We start from the raw sequence: 14,786 nt of genomic DNA, 5'->3' as shown, positions 1-14,786 counted from the left end.
CCGCCGAGGAGTCACGCCATGGCTTTGCCCCACACCCCCGCCGGCGAGATCGTCTCCGTCCGGCCCCTGGCATCCGCGCTGGGCGACGCAGGCTCGCACACCCTGGTGCGCGAGCCTGGCCTGCAGATCTTCCGCCTGGTGCTGCAGGCCGGCCAGTCGCTGCATACGCACCATGTGCCCGAGCGCATGCTCATCCAGTGCATTGAGGGCCGCTTCGTGTTCGAAACCATGGGACGGCGCCTGGCCATGCAGCCCGGCGACCTGTGCCATATCGCCGCCGGCGAGCCCCATGCGGTGCATGCGCAGGAGGCCGCATCCGCGCTGGTATTCCTGTTCGCCCCCCATCCACAACAAACCCCCACGGAGAGTCGCCCATGAAGGTCCGCGCACAAATCGGCATGGTCCTGAACCTGGACAAATGCATCGGCTGCCACACCTGCAGCGTCACCTGCAAGAACGTCTGGACCAGCCGCCCCGGCGTCGAATACGCCTGGTTCAACAACGTCGAGACCAAGCCCGGCATCGGCTACCCCAAGGAATGGGAGAACCAGGAGCGCTGGAATGGCGGCTGGAGCCGCAAGGCCGACGGCTCCATCGTGCCGCGCCAGGGCGGCAAGTGGTCGCTGCTGATGAAGATCTTCGCCAACCCCAACCTCCCGGAGATCGACGACTACTACGAGCCCTTCACCTTCGACTACGAGCACCTGCAAAGCGCCAAGGAGATGAAGGCCGCGCCCACCGCCCGCCCGCGCAGCCTGATCACCGGCCAGCGCATGGACAAGATCGTCTGGGGGCCGAACTGGGAGGAAATCCTCGGCGGCGAATTCAGCAAGCGCAGCAAGGACGTGAACTTCGAGCAGGTGCAAAAGGACATCTACGGCCAGTTCGAGAACACCTTCATGATGTACCTGCCGCGGCTGTGCGAGCACTGCCTGAACCCCGCCTGCGTGGCCAGCTGCCCCAGCGGCAGCATCTACAAGCGCGAGGAAGACGGCATCGTGCTCATCGACCAGGACAAGTGCCGCGGCTGGCGCATGTGCGTCTCGGGCTGCCCGTACAAGAAGATCTACTACAACTGGAAGAGCGGCAAGGCCGAGAAGTGCATCTTCTGCTACCCGCGCATCGAGGCCGGCCAGCCCACCGTCTGCTCCGAGACCTGCGTGGGCCGCATCCGGTATCTGGGCGTGCTGCTGTACGACGCCGACCGCATCGAGGAAGCCGCCAGCGTGGAGCGCGACAAGGACCTGTACCAGGCCCAGCTCGGCATCTTCCTCGACCCGCACGACCCGGCGGTGATCGAGCAGGCGCGCCGCGACGGCATACCCGAGGCCTGGCTGATCGCGGCGCGCAATAGCCCGGTCTACAAGATGGCGGTGGACTGGAAGGTGGCGCTGCCGCTGCACCCCGAATATCGCACGCTGCCCATGGTCTGGTACGTGCCGCCGCTGTCGCCGATCACCGCGGCGGCCCAGGCCGGCCATATCCAGTCGAAGGAGGGAACGAACGGCGAGCTGCCCGACGTGAACCAGCTGCGCATCCCCGTCAAATACCTGGCCAACCTGCTCACGGCCGGCGATACCCAGCCGGTGGTGCGGGCGCTGGAGCGCATGCTGGCCATGCGCGCCTACCAGCGCGGCAAGCATGTGGACGGCCAGCCCAACGAGGCCGCGCTGCAGCAGGCGAACCTCGGCGTGGCCGAGGCCGAGGAGATGTACCGGATCATGGCCATCGCCAACTACGAGGATCGCTTCGTGATCCCCACCACCCACCGCGAATACGCCGAGAACGCCTTCAACGTGCGCGGCGGCTGCGGCTTCTCGTTCGGCAACGGCTGCAGCGAGGGCGTGACCGAAACCAGCCTGTTCGGCAGCGAGAAAAAGCGCACCATCCCGATCCAGGCCACGCTGTGAGGAGCAAGACATGAAAGACCACGACAGCATCAGCTTCACCCTGCGCGCGCTGGCCCACCTGCTGCGCTACCCCGACGCCGCGATGCGCGCCCACCTGCCCGACATCCATGCCGCGCTGAACGCCGAAGACGCGATCGGCCGCGTGCGCCGCGCCGAGCTCGACGCGCTGATGGACCGGCTGCTGGCCGAGGGCCTGGATGCCGAGGCCGTCTATGTGGACCTGTTCGACCGCGGGCGTGGCACCGCGCTGCACCTGTTCGAGCATGTGCACGGCGACTCGCGCGAGCGTGGCCCGGCCATGGTCGACCTGGTGAAAACCTACGAGCAGGCCGGCCTGCTGCTCGACCCCGCCGAGCTGCCCGACCACCTGACCGTGCTGCTGGAGTTCGCCTCGACCCAGCCCACGCAGCAGGCGCGCGCCTTCATCGGCGAGTTCGCGCACATCCTGCAATCGATTGCCGCGGCACTCGCGCGCCGCCACAGCGACTATGCCGCGGCGCTGGCCGCGGTGCTCGACCTGGCGGGCCAGCCGCTGGCGGCCGGGGCGCCCGCCGCCGCCCCGGCCGACGAGCCGCTCGACGCGAGCTGGGAGGAGCCCGCCGCCTTCGGCGGCTGCAGCAGCCAGGGCCAGGCCGCGCCGGGCACGCCGCAACCCGTCCACCTCATGCGGCGCCAGCCACCGGCCGGCGCCGCCCGCTGAAACCCGAGGAGCCCGCCATGCCACTCGCCGTGCACAACTTCCTGTTCGTCGTCTACCCCTACATCTGCCTCGCCGTCTTCCTGATGGGAAGCCTCGCGCGCTTCGACCGCGACCAGTACACCTGGAAGAGCGATTCCTCGCAGCTGCTGCGCTCGGGCCAGCTGCGCTGGGGCAGCAACCTGTTCCACATCGGCATCCTGTTCCTGCTGTTCGGCCACACCGTGGGCCTGCTCACGCCGCACTTCATGTATGGCTGGCTGATCACCGCGCCGCAAAAGCAGATGCTGGCCATCGTCTCGGGCGGCATTGCCGGCCTGGTGTGCTTCATCGGCCTCACGCTGCTGCTGCACCGGCGTATTTCCGACCCGCGCATCCGCCGCACCAGCCACCGCACCGACCTGGCGATCCTCGTCATCCTGTGGGTGCAGCTGGTGCTGGGCCTGGCCACGCTGCCGGCATCGTTCTCGCACCGGGCTGACGCCAGCGCCATGCTGGTGCTGGCCGATTGGGCGCAGCGCATCGTCACCTTCCGCCCCGACGCCTCGGGCCTGGTGGCGCTGGCCTGGCCGTTCAAGGTACACATGGTGCTGGGCATGACCATCTTCCTGCTGTTCCCGTTCAGCCGGCTGGTGCATGTGTGGAGCGGCCTGGCCTCGGTGGCCTACCTGGCGCGGCCCTACCAGCTGGTGCGCTCGCGGCGGCTGAACCTGCCCGAGAACCGGGAAGGGGGCCAGGCATGAGCGCAGCACAGCATTCCACCGCAGGCTGCGGCAGCCACGCCTGCAGCTGCCAGGAGAGCGAGGCGCCCAGCCTGCCGCGCATCGAGGCGCCGCTGGGCGCGGCGCGCGCTGCCCCGCCTGCGCCGCGGGTCAACGGCATCGCCTTGTGCGATGCCGGCGAACTGCTTGATGCCGCCGAGCTGCGCCAGCGCGCCTGCACCGAGCTGCTGCGCCAGGCCGCGATGGGCGAGGGGCTGCTGGCGGCCGACGATCCGGCGCCCCACGCCGGCGCCATCAGCGAGGCGGCGGGCATGGCCATCGAGCGCCTGCTCGACACCGCGCTGCAGCTGCCCGAGCCCGGCGACGAGGCCGGCCGCCGCCACCATGCGGCCCATGCGGCGCGCTATGCCCGGGGCGAGCGCGTGCGGGCCCGCCATGTGCTGTTCGCGGTCACGCCCGGTGTGGATGTGAACGCGCTGCGTCAGCGCGCCGAAGCCTGTTTGCTCGACGTGCGCAGCGCCACGCCCGAAGAGCAGGCCGCGGGCGACCGCTTCGCCGCCGCCGCGAAGGCCAGCAGCAATTGCCCAAGCGCAGCCGAAGGCGGCCACCTGGGCTGGCTGCAGGTGGCAGACTGCGCCCCCGAGTTCGCCCGCGAGCTGTTCGGCCATGCCGAGGTCGGCGTGCTGCCGCGCCTGGTGCACAGCCGCTTCGGCCTGCATGTGGTGGAAGTGCTGGCGCGCGAGAGCGGCACCGTGCCGCCCTACGAGCAAGTGCGCGCCGCGGTGCTGCAGCAGCTGCGCCAGCAGAGCTTCGCCACGGCGCTGTCGCAGTACCTGCGCTTGCTGGCGGGGCGGGCGCAGCTGGTGGGCGTGGATCTGGAGGGGGTGGAGACGCCGCTGGTGCAGTAGGCCTCGTGAGGGCGGGGAATGGTATGAAAAAAGATAGCTGCTACCGCACGTAAATCAATGAATTCAAATATTTTTCATATGGAAAACATTGCTGGTAAGGCGCTGGAAGCTATCGTTTCAGGACTCTCCAGCCCCATCGGCAGCTTCCGCCGCCGGCGAAGCCAGCGGGTCCCACTGCGCCCAATCGGGCCCGAACAGCTCGGCTGGATGCGGCGAGCGCTCCGACCCGTTGCCGCAGGCCATGGCGTTCGCGGCGCAATAGCGGTCGCAGCCCCAGCAGGTACGCTCGGGGTGGGCGGGGTTGATCGGAAAGCGTTTGGCCATGGCGGGCGATGAAGAGGACAATCCCACTGTGCGCGCCCGCCCGGCGCATGGTTTTGATCTGGATCAGCCGCGGCGCTCGCCCCGCGCCTGATCCAGCGGCCGGCAGCGACAATCCATGGCTGTGACCCTGCAACTGCATACCCCTCCTGCCGCCGGCTTCGACGAGCCGTTCGGCATGCTGCATGCCTGCCACGGCCGGGTGCAGCGCACGCTGGCACTGCTGCAGCGGCTGGGCGAACACCTTGCCAAGCGTGGCAGCGAGGATGCCGACGGGCAGGCCCGCGACGCGGCGGCCGACGTGCAGCGCTATTTCGACCTGGCCGCGCCGCTGCACCACGACGACGAGGAGCGGCATGTGTTTCCCGCGCTGAGGGCCGCCGGCCAGGCCGCGCTGGCCGATGCCCTGCATGCCGAGCACGAGCAGATGGCGCTGCTGTGGCCCGGCATCCGCGCCGACCTGCAGGCGGTGCAGGCCGGGCATGCGCCGCAGGGCCCGGCGCTGGCGGCGGCGCGCCGGCGCTGGGCGGAGTTCGCGGCGCTCTATGCCCGCCACATCCAGGTCGAAGAGGCCCTGGCCTACCCCGAGGCGCGCTCGCGCCTGGGCCTGCCCGAGCAGGCCGCGATGGGCCGCGACATGGCGCGCCGCCGCGGCGCCCGCTACCCGGACGCGGCGCCATGAGCGCGGACGGCACCGAGGCGCCACGGCGCCCGCTGGCGGTCAAGATCGGCGCCATCGGCTGCGCGCTGCTGGTGCTGGCGCTGGCCGCCATCGGCCTGACGCTGCGGCTCACCTGGTCGCTCGAAGGCGGCGCCGCCGCGATCAACGAAGCCGGGCGCATGCGCATGCAGACCTGGCAGCTGGCGCAGGCGCTGCCCTCGGGCGATCCGCAGCGCCTGGAGCCGCTGCTGCGCCGCTTCGACGCCAGCCTGGCCCTGCTGCAGGCGGGCGACCCCGTGCGCCCGCTCGCCGTGCCGCGCGACGAGGCCTCGCGCGCCGCGCTGGCGGCGGTGCAGCAGCGCTGGCAGCAGCTGCGTGCCGCCTGGCGGCAGCTGCCTGCCCAGCCCGCGGGCGGCGATGCGGCGCAGTCGGCCGCGGTTGCGCGCCAGGCCGAGGAATTCGTGGGCGGCATCGACCGCCTGGTCAGCACCATAGAGAGGCAGCTGGCGCGCTGGACCACGCTGCTCAATACCGCCCAGTTCGCGATGATGGCGCTGGCCATCGTGGCCGCCATGGCGCTGCTGTATGCGGCGCAGCTGCTGGTATTTGGCCCGCTGTCGCGGCTGCAGGGCGCGCTGGCGAGCGTCGAGGCGGGCGACCTGTCCGCGCGCGTGCCGGCCGATGGCGGCGACGAGTTCGGCGCGGTGGCCCGGGGCTTCAACCGCATGGCGGTGCGCCTGCAGGACCTGTATGCCAGCCTGGAGCGCCGCGTGCAGCAAAAGACCGAGCGCCTGCAGGCCGAGCGCGCCCGGCTGGCGGCGCTGTACGAGGGCGCGGCGCTGGTGGCCCAGTCCGACTCGCTGCAGGCGCTGGCCCAGGGCTTTGCCGCGCAGACGCGCTACGTCGCCCGGGCCGATGCGGTGGCCGTGCGCTGGTGCGACGAAGACAACCGCCGCTATGTGCTGCTGGCGTCCGAAGGGCTGCCGCACGAGATGGTCGCGGCCGAGCACTGCGTGCCCACCGGCGACTGCTTCTGCGGCCAGCCCCAGGCGCAGGCCAGGACCCGGCTGGTGGCGTTGCACGACTGGCGCGGCGGCGCGCCCTGGAGCGCCGGCCGGGCGGATGCCGGGCAATGCCGACGCGCCGGCTTCGCCTGCGTGCTGAGCGTGCCGGTGCGGCTGCACGAGCGCATGCTGGGCGAGATCGACCTGTTCTTCCGCGCGCCCACCGAGCTGGCGGCCGACGACCGCGCGCTGCTCGATGCGCTGGCCAGCCACCTGGCCGGCGGCATGGAGGGCCTGCGCGCCGATGCCCTGCAGCGCGAGGCGGCGGTGGCCGATGAACGCGGCCTGCTGGCGCGCGAGCTGCACGATTCGATCGCGCAGGGCCTGGCCTTTCTCAAGATCCAGGCCGCGCTGCTGCGCGACGAGATCGCCCGTGCGCCCGAGGCTGGCGAGCGCGTGCAGGGCCGGCTGGCGGAGCTGGATGCGGGCATACGCGAGAGCCTGTCCGACGTGCGCGAGCTGCTGCTGCACTTTCGCACCCGCACCAATGCCGAGGACATCGCGCCCGCGCTGCGCACCACGCTGGCCAAGTTCGAGCACCAGACCGGGCTGCCCGCGCAGCTGAGCATCGAGGGCGAGGGCATGGCACTGCCGCCCGACGTGCAGGTGCAGGTGCTGCACGTGGTGCAGGAGGCACTGTCCAACGTGCGCAAGCATGCCCAGGCGCATGCCGTGTGGGTGGACGTGCAGCAGGCGCCGCAGTGGGTGGTGGAGGTGCGCGACGACGGCCGTGGCATGGAGGACGCGGCCCCGGCGCTGGACGAGACGCATGTGGGCCTGCGCATCATGCGCGAGCGCGCCGCCAGCATCGGCGCCGCGCTCGATATCGCCTCGGTGCCCGGCGCCGGCACCTGCGTGACCCTGAGCCTGCCGCCGCTGCCGGGCCCGCAGCCCGCGGCCGCACTGGCCGAATCGGAAAGGATGCCGCCATGAGCATGCAGACCCCCCGGGCCAGCGCCATACGGCTGCTGGTGGTCGACGATCACCCGCTGTTTCGGCGCGGCGTCACCGCGCTGCTGGCCACCCAGCCGCAGCTGCAGGTGGTGGGCGAGGCGGCGGATGCCGGCGAGGCGCTGCGCCGCGCGGCGCAGCTGCAGCCCGACGTGATTTTGCTCGACCACCACCTGCCCGGCGTCAGCGGCGTGGACCTGCTGCCCGGCCTGCGCGAGGCCGCGCCGGCCGCGCGGGTGCTGATGCTCACCGTCAGCGAGGATGCCGACACGCTGGCCCTGGCGCTGCAGCGCGGCGCCCACGGCTACCTGCTCAAGACGGCGGACAGCGAGGTGCTGGTCGCGGCCATCGAGCGCGCGCTGCGCGGCCAGTCGACGGTGAGCATGGAGATGACGGACAAGCTGGTCAGCGCGCTGCAGGCCCGGCAGCCGCAGCCGCCGGCGCCTGAGCCGGCCGCCGCGCCGGCGGACCCGCTGGAGCAGCTGTCGCCGCGCGAGCACGAGATCCTGCGCGAGATCGCGGCCGGCGCCAGCAACAAGGAGATCGCCCGCAGCCTGGCGATCGCCGAGACCACGGTGAAGATCCATGTGCAGCACATCCTGCGCAAGCTCGGCCTTTCCTCGCGCGTGCAGGCGGCGGTGCTGCTGACCGAGGGGCGCGGGCGCGGCTGACGGCCCGCGATGCGTCCCCGAAAGGTGCAGGGGCGCTTACTTCGCCAGCGTGAGCGTGCCCTTCATGATGGCCGAGTGGCCCGGGAACGAGCAGAACCAGGCGTAGTTCTCGCCGCTCTTGAGCTTGGACACGTCGAAGCTCACCGAGGCGGACTCGCCGCCGCCGAGCACCTTGGTATGTGCGATCACGCGGCTGTCGCCGGGCTTCACATAGTCCTTGTCCAGCCCGGCGGGAATGCCGTCGGTGGCGGTGGCCTGCATGTCGGCGGCCTTGGTGAGCACCCAGTTGTGCCCCATGGCGGCCTTGGGCAGCTTGCCCACGTGCTTGAGGTTCACCGTGAACTGCTTGCAGCTGGCCGGCACCGCGATGCTGGTCTTGTTGAACTGCATCGCGTCATTGCCCTCGATCGCCACGTCGCAGGCGGCGGCCATGGCGGCGGGTGCGGCCAGCAGCGTGCCCAGCAGCAGGGCGAGGTTGGTGCGGAATTTCATGGTTTTTCTCCCAGGTTGAAAAAGCAGGCAAACGCATAGTTTGCCAAACCGCGGCGGGCGCGGCTTGGATCTGGATCAATGTCGCGCGCCTTCGAGCCGCAATCCGGGCGCATGCGGCCGGGCCGCGCCGCCCGCCAGCCCCCGCACCACCTGCAGCGCCATGGCCAGCGCGCCCACGATGAACACCACGTCGCCGAAGGTGCGCACCCAGCGCAGGGTCTGCAGCAGCGGCTGCTGCATGAAGGCCTCGCTGCGCGCCCACCACAGGCCCTCGCTCACGCTGGCGTGGAACTGGATGATGCCGATGGGCAGCAGGCTGGTGGCGATCATCAGCACCAGCCCGGCGTTCAGGCCCCAGAAGGCGGTCTTCATCAGCGTGTCGCTGAACACCAGTTGCGGGCGCACATAGCGCAGCACCAGCAGCGTGAAGCCCAGCGCCAGGAAGCCGTAGACGCCGAACAGCGCGGCATGCGCATGCACTGGCGTGGTGTTCAGGCCCTGGATGTAGTACAGCGCAATCGGCGGGTTGATCATGAAGCCGAAGACGCCCGCGCCCAGCATGTTCCAGAAGGCCACCGCCACGAAGCAGGCCAGCGGCCACTTGAGGTTCTCCATCCAGGGCGCGCGGCCCCTGAGGCGCCAGTTCTCCCAGGCCTCGTGGCCGAGCACGATCAGCGGCACCACCTCCAGCGCGCTGAAGGCCGCGCCCACCGCCATCACCGGCGTGGTCGTGCCCGCGAAATACAGGTGGTGGAAGGTGCCCGGAATGCCGCCCAGCAGGAACAGCGAGGCCGAGGCCAGGCTGGCCGAGGTGGCCATGGGCCGCGACACCAGCCCCATGCTGCTGAACACGAAGGCCAGCGCGGTGGTGGCGAAGACCTCGAAGAAGCCCTCCACCCACAGGTGCACCACCCACCAGCGCCAGTACTCCATCACCGACAGGCTGGTGCGCTCGCCATAGAACAGGCCGGCGCCATAGAACAGGCCGATGGCGCCCACCGAGGCGGTGAGCAGCGCCAGCAGGTTCTTGTCCTCCTTCTTGCCCGGTGCGTGGCGGGCAAAGAGGGCGGGCAGCACGCCGCGCAGCATCAGCACCAGCCACAGCAGAATGCCGACCCACTTGAGGATCTGCCACAGCCGGCCCAGGTCCACATACTCATAGCCTTGGTGGCCGAGCCAGAAATTCCATTCGGGCGGCATCTTCTGCGCGATCGCCAGGTAGTTGCCCACGAACGAGCCCACGCAGACGAACACCAGCGCCCAGAACAGCACATCCACGCCGAGCTTCTGGAATTTCGGGTCCTTGCCGCCGTTGATGACCGGCGCCAGGAACAGGCCCACCGCCAGGAAGCCGGTGGCGATCCAGAACAGCGCGCTCTGGATGTGCCAGGTGCGGGTGAGCGCGTAGGGCAGCCACTGCGACACGTCGATGCCGTAGAACTGCTGGCCCTCCACCGTGTAGTGCGCGGTGAAGCCGCCGATGAACACCTGGAACACGAACAGCGCCACCACCAGGAACAGGTACTTGCCCAGCGCGCGCTGCGAAGGCGTGAGGGCGAAGGCGGTGAGCGGATCGCGTGCGGGCGCGGCGGGCTGCGGCTCATCGTGGCGGCGCAGGAAGGACCAGCCCCACACCAGAAAGCCCACGCCGGCCAGCAGCACCACCACGCTGGCGATCGACCAGACCACGTTCTCGCTGCTGGGCGTGTTGCCGATCAGCGGCTCGTGCGGCCAGTTGTTGGTGTAGGTCACATGCGTGCCCGGGCGCTCGGTGGCGGCGGCCCAGGCGGTCCAGAAGAAGAAATGCGTGAGCTGGCGGCGCCGCTCGGCGCTGGGCAGGGTGTTCTCCTTCATCGCGAAGCTCTCGCGGCTCTTGTGGAGCGCGGGCGCATCCGAGAACAACTGCTCGTAGTATGCGGCGGTCTGCTCCATGGCCTGGGCGCGGCGCTCGCTTACCACCAGCCGGCCGGCCTGGTCGGCACGGTTGCCGCGGTACTCGGCCTTCAGCTCGGCGCGCAGCGCGCCCTGCTGGCCCTCGGTCAGCTCGGCATAGGGCTTGCCGTGCTGCGCTTTCGCGGCCAGGTCGAGCCAGGCGGCGAGTTCGCGGTGCAGCCAGTCGGCCGTCCAGTCGGGCGCCTGGTAGGCGCCGTGGCCCCAGATGGAGCCCAGCTGCATGCCGCCCACCGATTGCCAGGCGGTCTGGCCGTCGAGAATGTCGTCCCTGGTGAACAAGGCCTTGCCGCTGCTGCTGGCCACCTGCGCCGGAATGGGTGGCGCCGAGCGGTAGATGTCGGCGCCAAACCAGCCCAGCAGCGAGAACATCACGATGCACAGCGCGATCAGCGTGAACCAGTGCTTTTTGTAGGCACCCATGGCGTGCTCCTCAGTGCACCTGCGCGGGCGCGAAGCGCTCGAACAGGATGTTGTTCTCGGTGTGGATGTGCGCCATCAGGTCTTCGCGGAAAGTGCGCAGCCCCAGGTACAGCGCGCGCCAGGTGGTGCAGGCGGCTTGCGGCGGGGTGATGTGGTTGGTCAGCTCCTCCAGGCGGCGCAGCTCGGCGCCGTGGCTGTCGTGCTCCATGCGCATCACGCCTATGGGCATGCCGGCCATGCGGCCCTGGCCGCGCGCGATCAGCGGGAACAGCACCATCTCCTCCTTGCGCATGTGGCTCTCCAGCTCCTGGGCCATGGCCTGCAGGTGGTCGGCCAGGCCGTGCGGGCAGTCCTCGCGCTCGCCGTGCACCTGCTCCACGCGGCGCGCCAGGCGGATCAGCTCGGGCAGCTGCTCGCGGTGCACCGCGTGGTAGCGGGCGAGGATGTGGTCGACCAGCTCGGTGTCGGTGGCCGCGCTCCAGTCCCGCGGCGCGGCGTCGTCCATGCGCTGCTGCAGCGCCTGCAGCTCATCGGCAATCGGCTCGGCCGCGATGCCGGCCTCTTGCGCCGCGGTGCGCAGCGTGCGGTTGCCGGCGCAGCAGAAATCCAGGTGGTGCTGGTCAAAAAGGCGCGTGGCGCCGGGAATGCGGCGGGCCAGCTGGCCCAGCGATTGATCCAGATAGGTCATGGCAGGTACTCCTCGCAGGTGAATGAATGGCTTGACATCCATACCTATGCAATCGCCGCGCCAGAAAAAATACCTGTATATTCAACGATCTGAAAAATTAATGGTAAAAATCACCTTTGGCAATATTGGTTAAATAGACCATTGAAGGGTATTTATTACCATGGAAGCGATAGACGTCTTGCTGCTGGCCGACCTGGCCGCCGAACTGCCCATGGCCGTGCGCCAGCAGCGGCTGGTCGAGACGCTGCGCCTGCATTTTGGCTGCGGCGCGGTGGCCCTGCTGCGGCTCGATGGCGAAGGCGAGCTGCTGCGGCCCATGGCGGTGGACGGCCTGGTCGGCGATGCGCTGGGCCGGCGCTTCGCGATCAAGGAGCACCCGCGCCTGGCGGCCATCTTGCAGCGGCGCGAAGTCACCTGCTTTCACCACGACAGCGGCCTGCCCGATCCGTACGACGGCCTGGTGATCGAGCGCCCCGGCGAGCCGCTGCTGGTGCACGACTGCATGGGCGTGGCGCTGGATGTGGAAGGCCAGCGCTGGGGCGTGCTGACGCTGGATGCGCTCACCGTGGGCACCTTCGACGCGGCGGCGCAGCGCGAGCTGGCGCAGCTGCGGCCGCTGATCGAGGCGGCGGTGCGGGTGTCGCGGCTGGAGATGGCGCTGCGCGCCGCGCAGCAGTCCGGCGCTGCAGCGGCGGGCGGAGCGCCCTCGCGCGAGGATGGCGAGATCGTGGGCCACAGCGAGGCCATGGCGCGCCTGCTGCACGAGCTGCAGCTGGTGGCCGACACCGAGCTGCCGGTGCTGCTGCTGGGCGAGACCGGCGTGGGCAAGGAGCTGTTCGCCCACCGCCTGCACCGCCTGTCGCGGCGCGGCGGCCGGCCGCTGGTGCATGTGAACTGCGCGGCCCTGCCCGAATCGCTGGCCGAGAGCGAGCTGTTCGGCCATGCGCGCGGCGCCTTCTCGGGGGCGCTGAGCGAGCGGCCCGGCCGCTTCGAGGCGGCCGAGGGCGGCACGCTGTTCCTCGACGAAGTGGGCGAGCTGCCGCTGTCCATCCAGGCCAAGCTGCTGCGTACGCTGCAAAACGGCGAGATCCAGCGCCTGGGCGCCGACCGGCCGCGCAAGGTGGATGTGCGCGTGATCGCCGCCACCAACCGCAACCTGCGCGAGCTCGTGCAGGAAGGCAGCTTTCGCGCCGACCTGTACCACCGGCTGTCGGTATACCCGATACCGATTCCGCCGCTGCGCGAGCGCGGCGGCGACGTGCTGCTGCTGGCCGGGCGCTTCCTGGAGCTCAACCGCGCGCGCCTGGGCCTGCGCGGCCTGCGCCTGTCGGCCGCCGCCGACGAGCTGCTGCGCCGCTACCGCTGGCCCGGCAATGTGCGCGAGCTGGAGCATGTGATCAGCCGCGCCGCGCTCAAGGCGCTGAGCCGCGGCGCGCTGCGCAGCGACATCGTCACGCTCGACGCCGAGCTGCTCGACCTCGATGCCGGCATGGCACCGCCTGCGGCACCGCAGGGCGTGGCGCCGCAGGCGGTGCAAGGCATGCCACTGCGCGACGCGGTCGATGCCTGCCAGCGCGACTGCATCCGCGCCGCGCTGCAGCAGCATGGCGGCAGCTGGGCGCAGGCGGCGCGCGCGCTCGGCATCGATGCGAGCAACCTGCACAAGCTGGCGCGCCGGCTCGGGCTCAAGGCATGAGGCGTTCTCGCCTTGACCGGGAAACCGCTGGGCGCTCCGGCTGGCGGCGCGGGTGCCCGGCGCGCAGTCGTGGATAAAATGAGATTCATTCTCATTATTGCCGCCCGCCATGTCCGCGCCTTCCTCCGTCCATTCCCGGGCCACCCAGGCCCTGTACCTGCAGCACCACGGCTGGCTGGTGGCGCGGCTGCGGCGCAAGCTCGGCTGCGCCTGGGATGCGGCCGACCTGGCGCAGAACACCTTCGTGCGCGTGCTCAGCGCCACCGGGCAGCGCCTCGATGAGGTGGCCGAGCCGCGCGCCTACCTCACCACCATTGCGCAGCGCCTGTTGTCCAACCACTTGCGGCGCCGGCAGATCGAGCGTGCCTACCTCGACGCCCTGGCCACGCTGCCCGAGCCGGTGGCGCCGCCGCCCGAGGCGGGCCTGATGGTGCTGGAGACACTGTGCGCGCTGGATCGGCTGCTGGACGGGCTGCCCCTGGCGGCGCGCAAGGCCTTTTTGCTGTGGCGGCTGGAGGAGCTTACCCAGGAGGAGATCGCCGCGCAGCTCGGCATCTCGCGCACCACGGTGCGCCGCCACCTGGCCGCCGCCGCCGAGCGCTGCTACTTCGCAGAAGCCGGCTGAATGGCGCCCGCCGATACCGCGCCCATCCCGCCGCAGGTCGCGCGCGAGGCGGTGCACTGGCTGCTCGAACTTGATGCCGGCACCGAGCAAGCGCGCCGGCAGTGGCAGGCCTGGATGGATGCCGATCCGCTGCACGCGCGCGCCTGGCAGCGCATCGCCGAAGTCGACGGGCAGCTGCGCAGCGTCGGCGCCCCCGTCGCGCTGCGCACCCTGGCGGCGCCCGGCCTCGCGCGCCGCCACGCGGTGCGGCTGGCGGTGCTGCTTGCCACCGGCACGGGCGGGCTGCTGGCCGCGCGGCATACCGGCACCTGGCAGCAGCTCGCGGCCGACTTGTCCACCGCCACCGGCGAGCGGCGCGAAACCGTGCTGGCCGACGGCACGCAATTGCTGCTCAATACCGCAACCGCGGTGGACCTGCGCTACACCGATGCCGAACGCCTGATCGTGCTGCGCGCCGGCGAGATCCTGGTGCGCAGCGCGCCCGATGCCGCCCGGCGCCCATTGCGCGTGCGCACGGCCGAGGGCACGGTGCGTGCCATCGGCACGCGCTTCACGGTGCGCCAGCGCGGGGGACTGACCACCGTGGCCGTGCTTGAAGGCGCGGTGGAGCTGCAGCCCGCGCAGGCACCGCTGGCGGCGCAGCGCCTCGCGGCTGGCGAGCAGGGCGGCTTCACCGCAGCCGCAGTCCGCCCCGCCGAGCCGCTGCCGGAAGGCGCCGGAGCCTGGAGCGAAGGCATGCTGGTGGCCGACGGCATGCCGCTGGCCGATTTTCTTGCCGAGCTGGCGCGCCACCGTCCGGGCGTGCTGCGCTGCGCGCCCGATGCGGCGGCGCTGCGTGTCTCGGGCAGCTACCCACTGGCCGATACCGACCGCGTGCTGGCCGCGCTCACGCGCTCGCTGCCGGTGCAGATCCACAGGCGCACGCACTGGTGGGTGGTGGTGGAGCATCGCGGATAGCTATTGATTAGATAGCGTAAAGCGTAGGTCACCAGGTTTTTGCTGGCCAT

At 70.6% G+C, this 14,786-nt stretch carries 15 protein-coding genes; 11 read left to right on the top strand and 4 right to left on the bottom strand.

Translation table 11 applies throughout. From position 1 onward, the window contains the following. Positions 1 to 18: 18 nt before the first annotated feature. Genes ACODRX_RS17460 through ACODRX_RS17440 form a run of 5 tightly spaced genes read left to right on the top strand, consistent with a single transcriptional unit; the run spans position 19 to position 4,237 of the window. Entirely contained in the window at positions 19 to 378 is a 360-nt protein-coding gene (locus ACODRX_RS17460; RefSeq protein WP_488872807.1) for a cupin domain-containing protein, read from the top strand. Then, on the top strand, positions 375 to 1,910 hold the full coding sequence (narH, locus tag ACODRX_RS17455; protein WP_488872806.1) for a nitrate reductase subunit beta: 1,536 nt from the start codon (positions 375 to 377) through the stop codon (positions 1,908 to 1,910). The genes ACODRX_RS17460 and narH overlap by 4 nt, the downstream gene beginning before the upstream one ends. A 10-nt stretch (positions 1,911 to 1,920) precedes the next feature. After that, positions 1,921 to 2,610 carry a nitrate reductase molybdenum cofactor assembly chaperone gene (gene narJ, locus ACODRX_RS17450; protein WP_488872805.1) on the top strand — a complete coding sequence of 230 codons (690 nt, stop codon included), beginning with the start codon at positions 1,921 to 1,923 and terminating at the stop codon, positions 2,608 to 2,610. A 17-nt stretch (positions 2,611 to 2,627) separates the two neighbouring features. Further along, a complete protein-coding gene (narI, locus tag ACODRX_RS17445; RefSeq protein WP_488872804.1) occupies positions 2,628 to 3,350 on the top strand; it encodes a respiratory nitrate reductase subunit gamma in 723 nt (240 codons plus the stop codon). Further along, positions 3,347 to 4,237 (top strand): peptidylprolyl isomerase, encoded by an 891-nt coding sequence (locus ACODRX_RS17440; RefSeq protein WP_488872803.1) that lies wholly within the window; start codon positions 3,347 to 3,349, stop codon positions 4,235 to 4,237. Before narI ends, ACODRX_RS17440 begins: the two co-directional genes overlap by 4 nt. Positions 4,238 to 4,354: 117 nt before the next feature. On the opposite strand, the gene ACODRX_RS17435 is transcribed toward ACODRX_RS17440, so the two are convergent. Continuing rightward, complete coding sequence (locus ACODRX_RS17435; RefSeq protein WP_488872802.1) at positions 4,355 to 4,561, bottom strand: DUF3079 domain-containing protein; 207 nt, start codon at positions 4,559 to 4,561, stop codon at positions 4,355 to 4,357. A gap of 115 nt (positions 4,562 to 4,676) precedes the next feature. Here ACODRX_RS17435 and ACODRX_RS17430 point away from each other — a divergent pair, with 115 nt between their 5' ends. From ACODRX_RS17430 to ACODRX_RS17420, 3 genes are read left to right on the top strand one after another with little or no spacing between them, the layout of a single operon-like run. After that, on the top strand, positions 4,677 to 5,240 hold the full coding sequence (locus tag ACODRX_RS17430) for a hemerythrin domain-containing protein (RefSeq protein ID WP_488872801.1): 564 nt from the start codon (positions 4,677 to 4,679) through the stop codon (positions 5,238 to 5,240). Further along, the gene (locus tag ACODRX_RS17425) at positions 5,237 to 7,216 is read left to right on the top strand and encodes a type IV pili methyl-accepting chemotaxis transducer N-terminal domain-containing protein (RefSeq protein ID WP_488872800.1); all 1,980 of its coding nucleotides are present in this window, start codon (positions 5,237 to 5,239) and stop codon (positions 7,214 to 7,216) included. The genes ACODRX_RS17430 and ACODRX_RS17425 overlap by 4 nt, the downstream gene beginning before the upstream one ends. Beyond that, complete coding sequence (locus ACODRX_RS17420; protein WP_488872799.1) at positions 7,213 to 7,905, top strand: response regulator; 693 nt, start codon at positions 7,213 to 7,215, stop codon at positions 7,903 to 7,905. The genes ACODRX_RS17425 and ACODRX_RS17420 overlap by 4 nt, the downstream gene beginning before the upstream one ends. A 36-nt stretch (positions 7,906 to 7,941) precedes the next feature. On the opposite strand, the gene azu is transcribed toward ACODRX_RS17420, so the two are convergent. From azu to ytfE, 3 genes are all read right to left on the bottom strand, one after another. Next, on the bottom strand, positions 7,942 to 8,397 hold the full coding sequence (gene azu / locus ACODRX_RS17415) for an azurin (RefSeq protein WP_488872798.1): 456 nt from the start codon (positions 8,395 to 8,397) through the stop codon (positions 7,942 to 7,944). 75 nt (positions 8,398 to 8,472) lie between these two features. Beyond that, entirely contained in the window at positions 8,473 to 10,770 is a 2,298-nt protein-coding gene (locus tag ACODRX_RS17410) for a nitric-oxide reductase large subunit (protein ID WP_488872797.1), read from the bottom strand. 10 nt (positions 10,771 to 10,780) lie between these two features. Continuing rightward, a complete protein-coding gene (ytfE, locus tag ACODRX_RS17405) occupies positions 10,781 to 11,458 on the bottom strand; it encodes an iron-sulfur cluster repair protein YtfE (protein ID WP_488872796.1) in 678 nt (225 codons plus the stop codon). 160 nt (positions 11,459 to 11,618) lie between these two features. On the opposite strand from ytfE, the gene norR reads away from it, so the two are divergent. From norR to ACODRX_RS17390, 3 genes are all read left to right on the top strand, one after another. After that, positions 11,619 to 13,154: a nitric oxide reductase transcriptional regulator NorR gene (norR, locus tag ACODRX_RS17400; protein WP_488872795.1), complete on the top strand. Its 1,536-nt coding sequence runs from the start codon at positions 11,619 to 11,621 to the stop codon at positions 13,152 to 13,154. Between the two features lie 109 nt (positions 13,155 to 13,263). Continuing rightward, positions 13,264 to 13,779, top strand: coding sequence for a sigma-70 family RNA polymerase sigma factor (locus ACODRX_RS17395; RefSeq protein WP_488872794.1), 516 nt, complete (start codon positions 13,264 to 13,266; stop codon positions 13,777 to 13,779). Next, positions 13,780 to 14,736, top strand: a complete 957-nt coding sequence (locus ACODRX_RS17390; RefSeq protein WP_488872793.1) for a FecR domain-containing protein — start codon at positions 13,780 to 13,782, stop codon at positions 14,734 to 14,736. Positions 14,737 to 14,786 lie beyond the last annotated feature (50 nt).

This window comes from Comamonas sp. FG99 (assembly GCF_057808605.1).
This window is presented reverse-complemented; position numbering and strand designations above follow the sequence as displayed.

Excerpts from the sequence above, each read along its gene's own strand:
- ACODRX_RS17390 (WP_488872793.1), top strand. The coding sequence starts at position 13,780 with ATGGCGCCCGCCGATACCGCGCCCATCCCGCCGCAGGTCGCGCGCGAG.
- ACODRX_RS17460 (WP_488872807.1), top strand. The coding sequence starts at position 19 with ATGGCTTTGCCCCACACCCCCGCCGGCGAGATCGTCTCCGTCCGGCCC.
- ACODRX_RS17420 (WP_488872799.1), top strand. The coding sequence starts at position 7,213 with ATGAGCATGCAGACCCCCCGGGCCAGCGCCATACGGCTGCTGGTGGTC.
- ACODRX_RS17425 (WP_488872800.1), top strand. The coding sequence starts at position 5,237 with ATGAGCGCGGACGGCACCGAGGCGCCACGGCGCCCGCTGGCGGTCAAG.
- ACODRX_RS17440 (WP_488872803.1), top strand. The coding sequence starts at position 3,347 with ATGAGCGCAGCACAGCATTCCACCGCAGGCTGCGGCAGCCACGCCTGC.
- ACODRX_RS17410 (WP_488872797.1), bottom strand. The coding sequence starts at position 10,770 with ATGGGTGCCTACAAAAAGCACTGGTTCACGCTGATCGCGCTGTGCATC.
- narI (WP_488872804.1), top strand. The coding sequence starts at position 2,628 with ATGCCACTCGCCGTGCACAACTTCCTGTTCGTCGTCTACCCCTACATC.
- ACODRX_RS17395 (WP_488872794.1), top strand. The coding sequence starts at position 13,264 with ATGTCCGCGCCTTCCTCCGTCCATTCCCGGGCCACCCAGGCCCTGTAC.
- azu (WP_488872798.1), bottom strand. The coding sequence starts at position 8,397 with ATGAAATTCCGCACCAACCTCGCCCTGCTGCTGGGCACGCTGCTGGCC.
- narH (WP_488872806.1), top strand. The coding sequence starts at position 375 with ATGAAGGTCCGCGCACAAATCGGCATGGTCCTGAACCTGGACAAATGC.
- ACODRX_RS17435 (WP_488872802.1), bottom strand. The coding sequence starts at position 4,561 with ATGGCCAAACGCTTTCCGATCAACCCCGCCCACCCCGAGCGTACCTGC.
- ACODRX_RS17430 (WP_488872801.1), top strand. The coding sequence starts at position 4,677 with ATGGCTGTGACCCTGCAACTGCATACCCCTCCTGCCGCCGGCTTCGAC.
- norR (WP_488872795.1), top strand. The coding sequence starts at position 11,619 with ATGGAAGCGATAGACGTCTTGCTGCTGGCCGACCTGGCCGCCGAACTG.
- ytfE (WP_488872796.1), bottom strand. The coding sequence starts at position 11,458 with ATGACCTATCTGGATCAATCGCTGGGCCAGCTGGCCCGCCGCATTCCC.
- narJ (WP_488872805.1), top strand. The coding sequence starts at position 1,921 with ATGAAAGACCACGACAGCATCAGCTTCACCCTGCGCGCGCTGGCCCAC.